Here is a 4,846-nt window from a genome sequence, read left to right as displayed (position 1 = left end):
GTACCTATCCGTCCTTTTAAATCTGAAAGAGCTGCTCTTGATAACTTACCTTTTACCTTACATCTCTTTAAATCTGAAAGTGCTGCTCTTGATAACTTCCCTTTTACCTTACGTCTTTTTGAATCTGAAAGCGCTACTACAGGAACACCAGCAACATCGAGAACATTAATAACATCCTCACAACAAACACCTCTCAATGATCCACCTTCTAGTTCGGACAAAACGCCACTAGTTGCTTCATCCCACCGAGATTTAAATATATTCTCCACTCTCTCGGCAATAGCACAATCCAAATTCGACAAAAAACCTAATAAAATACCTCCACTTAATGGAACTGGCTTACAATCAGAGGAACTTGATAATACTCTAACATTAGGAAGTGCACGTACAAAATCAGGACGGTACTTGTAATGGTAGATACACAGACACTTGGCTATAAAACTAGATAGATGCAATTCTCTATACATCCTGCACCAAATAGCTAGCCCAACCGTAGAGAGCTCACTACTCATAGCCGTTAAGAGGTAATTATCCATGGAACACGAATAAGACATGCGCGCAGATTCAAAAAGACGTAAGGTAAAAGGGAAGTTATCAAGAGCAGCACTTTCAGATTTAAAGAGATGTAAGGTAAAAGGTAAGTTATCAAGAGCAGCTCTTTCAGATTTAAAAGGACGGATAGGTACAGTATCCAAATCCAGTACTGCTGCTGTTTCTTCTCCAGCCATTATTGCTGATCAGGATATTTGCGCTTTACTGGGAGTTAGTTTACATCCTGGCAGTGCTAAAATAATTGGTGATCTCCTTTCTAAATTTGATGCAATAGCTGGAGGTTTTTACAAGAGAATGATAAACAGACAACTTCCACCAAACACCAGAGATAAACTTACGGAGACCGGACGTGCTATTTGGTACGGTACTTATAAGGTACTGTGTGAAGTTAACTTTGTGAATAAATGTCTTCATGAGTATCATTCTAAGCACAGACCTGGTTTTATACGTTCTCTTCCTGACATTAAAGTATTGTCTAGTTCTTCTGTCGGTGATGTAGAGAAGTTGACTGGAGATACGTTGCTGAATTTTTTATTGGGACTAGATTCTGCTATCCGTAAGATGGCGGAGCATGTTTTTAACTCTAATTGGCGTGAAGTAGTTGATAGAATTTCTAGTGCTCTAGAAGGTGAGTCTTTGGATGCTGTTAGTTATAAAGATTTTACCAATGTCCTAGACATTGCCGGTATTCCCTCAATAGCATCATCTTCAATATGGAATTTGAAAACACGATATCACGGAACACATGCAAGTGATAAAGGTACTGACAAGCCTACAGTATCAGGAGATGGATCTTTTTCTAGTTCGATTGCAGAAGGGGTATACGCTAGTAGCAGAAGTCTTTCCGTTATTTTCTCAATGGAACCATATTTGATGTCATATTTGAAAACACGATATTCTGGAACAAATACGAGTGGTGAATATGTTGATAAGAGTGCAACATCAGGAGATGGATCTTCTTCTGGTTCGATTGTGAAAGGTAAGCAAGCGAGTAGCAGTAGTGTTTCTATTCCTGTTTCTACTCATGCTGAGGCAGGAATTGTTTGTTCTACTGTTGGAGTACCGACCATTCAATACGTTGATTTGCTAGGTGTTAAGTTGCATCTTGGTAGTGCTGAGCTAATTTGTAGGATCTTTCATGGTTTTTGTAAATCTGCAAGAATGTCTTATTCGCGTTCTATATATAATTACCTTTCAACGGCTGTAAATGGTGAACTTTCTACGATTGGGAGAGCTATTTGGTGTAGGATATACAGAGAATTGCATCTATCTAGTTTTATGTCTAGGTGTCTGTGTATATATCATTACAAGTACCGTCCTGATGTTATACGTGCACTTACTAATATTAGAGTATTATCAAGTACCTTTGATTGTGAGCTGGTTCCATTAAGTGGAGGTGTTTTATTAGATTTTTTGTCGAAACTAGATTGTGCTGCTTTTAATGTAGCGGAGTCTGTATTTAAATCTCAGTGGGATGTAGTGACTGGTGAATTTTTTGCTGAACTAGAAGGTGGATCATTGTGTGATGTTAGTTGCGAAGATGTTATTAGTGTCCTCAATATTGCTGGTATTCCCGTAGTGGCATTTTTAGATCCCAAAAGACAACCTAAGACAGGTAAAAGTAAGGTATCAGGAAATGGCAGTGGTAAAGTTGCAAGTGGTGTTACGACTTTAGTAAGTGCCACCACAGATTTTATGTGTTCTTCTTCCAGTTTGCAACTTCAGTCTGAGTTATTATATCAACCTGAACCTGATTCATTACCTGAAGGTACTGGCTCTTCTTCGTCTTCTCTTACTGAGACTGTTCCTCAAGGATGTGTGATAAGTGAAAGTAAGACATCAGAAGGTAGTAGTGGTAAATGTGCGGATGGTACTGAGTCAGTAAGTAGTACTGCTGTGCTCACTCATTCCCCGGTTATCTCTTCTGCGAAGCTTCGGTCTGCATTATCATCATCTCAACCTGAATCATTGCCTAATCCATGTCCTCAATCTGAGACACAGTTAAGATCTTTATTGCTATTTGATGAGAAACATGATCAGTCTTCTCGTAGATTTGTTAAATTGCTTTCTTATAGAGATCAACCTGCTAATTTATCTGATATTGTTGCTGTTTCTACTTCTGATGAGCCTCCTTCGAATTATTCTGATCTTGGAGCTTTAGCAGGTGAATTGTCTCCTGTTCCTTCATCTCCACCTTCGACTTTATTTGCACCATTATCTCCATCTGCCTCTGAGCTTGAGCCTGATTCTCGTCCTGAACCTCAGTATCAGTATGAGATGCAATTGGTACCTTTGTCTGGCGAGTGTTTTTCGAGTATTAGTGTTCATGGTTCAGTCTCGACCCTGGAAGGTGATGCTTCTGATTTGAGAGTTTTAGAAGATGGATCATCTTCGTCTGAGTCAGAATCTTCATCTTCGTCTGAGTCAGAATCTTCATCTTCGTCTGAGTCAGAATCTTCATCTTCATCTTCGTCTGAATCAGTATATGCACCAGAACTATATGAAGATGCTCACTCCGCCTTTGTTACGCGATTAGTTATGGAATATTTAGAAGCATCTACTAGTGATAGTGTTGTTGCTGGACCTTCTTCCTCTTCTCCTGTGTCTGCGGATATGAGAGGTGGCAGAGGTGGGTCGTCCTCCTCACTTCAGGGTGGTGTGCAGAGAAGAGGACGTAAAAGGAAAAGAAATGAGTAATTTGTGAGAATTGATCTTATTTCCTCCTACTATTGGTTTTACATGATTTTATTTGTTGTGAGCTAGTTCTTATTTCTATACGGATAAACTCCGCTCTTGTGTTTTTTTATTTATGCATGATACATTTGCCATGCTATTGATAGCTAAGTATGCAATATTTGTTTTTTTTATTAAGGATTACTAATGCTATCTACTGTAAATTAATTAAAATAAAAAGAACCATTGAATTTTTGGTTAATTATAAAATATAGTCTGATACCGTACATGTAGTAGCACTCGTTTTTTTGTGTTTTTTGCTGGAACAGCATTAATCAGTCATAAAATTTGTATACAAGAATTTGTAATCTGTACTAGATATTTATGTTGTACATGACAAACACTTATTGAGTTTTTTTTGTATCAAAAATAAAGGCATTGAAACAAATGTTGATTAACTTCTATTATTATGTGGGTACTTGTCTATATTAATTTATCTGGCATCTAGTACTTGCATCTAGTACTTTGTAGGTACTTGAATTTACCTCGTTATTTTTGAAACAGGACACTCATTGCTTGCAAGTAGTGACTTTTTACTTTGTACATGAGAATTAATACTTTTGGATGTGAATTTCATGAATTGAGATACAGAAGTGATGACGTAGGGTTTTGCTTCTGGTCCTGCTTTTAGTGTTATGTGCGTTTAGTTATTTTTACTGTGGCCAGTATTACTTCTATTCTGTGATTTTGGTAAGATGTTGAGATATGATAAACATAAGTAATAGTCAAATAGGTTGTTAAATAATTAGTAGTTAATTCATTTTATATTAATGCTGCATATTGTATAATTAGTTGTTATATGTTTGGTATAAAATTGTTTTTTTTAAGTTATATATAAGATAGCATGTCACCCTTGTAGTGCTTTATATCTTTGTGTGTGTGAACTGCCACTCTAATTTTGTATGTGAGTGCCGTTGTATACGGTGCTGATGCTGATGGTGCTTTGCTTTTGATCCTGTTTGTGGTGTTTTGTGCGTTCCTTTGAGGGACTGTGCCCATTTCTCTTCTGTAGCTTTTATGCAATGTTGGTGTGTGAGTTGATAGTAAAAATAATAAGTGAATAATAATAGCAATAAACAGAGGGTTTGTTATGTATCCTGTGCCTGTGCCTGTGACCGGTGGCGCTGCTACTTCTTCTAGTGATCCTTCAGAGAGTGATGGTGGTGGTAAAGGGTGCGTTGTACAGAGTGATGTTTCTAGTGTTGGTTTGCAGCAAGTTGAGGCTTCTGCTGTTACTATTTCAGCCACCACTGTGGGTGGTGGGTTGAGTACTTGTGATGATATAGGCAAAGCTTGTGCCTCCAGATCTGGTGCTGCTGTTTCTTCTCCAGCCATTATTACTGATCAGGATGTTTGTGATTTGCTGGGAGTTAATTTACATCCTGATAGTGCTCAAATAATTAACGGTCTTCTTTCGAAAGCTGATGGACTAGCTGGAATTTCTTACAAGAGTAGGTTAAGCGAACAATTTCCACCAAACGTGAGTGATAAACTTACGAAGATCGGGCGGATTATTTGGTTTAATACTTATAAGGTACTGTGTAGGGCTAATTTTGTGCAC

3 protein-coding genes are annotated in these 4,846 nt (G+C 37.8%); 2 read left to right on the top strand and 1 reads right to left on the bottom strand.

From position 1 onward, the window contains the following. A partial coding sequence (locus tag A6733_RS07165; protein ID WP_242641606.1) for a hypothetical protein occupies positions 1-536 on the bottom strand: 536 nt, incomplete at its 3' end. A gap of 16 nt (positions 537-552) precedes the next feature. Between A6733_RS07165 and A6733_RS07160 the strand changes: the two genes are divergently transcribed. After that, positions 553-3,249, top strand: coding sequence for a hypothetical protein (locus A6733_RS07160; protein ID WP_092460717.1), 2,697 nt, complete (start codon positions 553-555; stop codon positions 3,247-3,249). A 1,126-nt stretch (positions 3,250-4,375) separates the two neighbouring features. Beyond that, positions 4,376-4,846 (top strand): hypothetical protein (locus A6733_RS07155; RefSeq protein ID WP_141663480.1); only part of this gene is annotated, 471 nt, incomplete at its 3' end.

The sequence above is a fragment of the Candidatus Ichthyocystis sparus genome (assembly GCF_900078745.1).
GTDB classification, from domain to species: Bacteria; Pseudomonadota; Gammaproteobacteria; order Burkholderiales; family 2013Ark19i; genus Ichthyocystis; species Ichthyocystis sparus.
The sequence above is the reverse complement of the archived record's forward strand: the minus strand, read 5'-3'. Positions and strand labels throughout refer to the sequence as shown.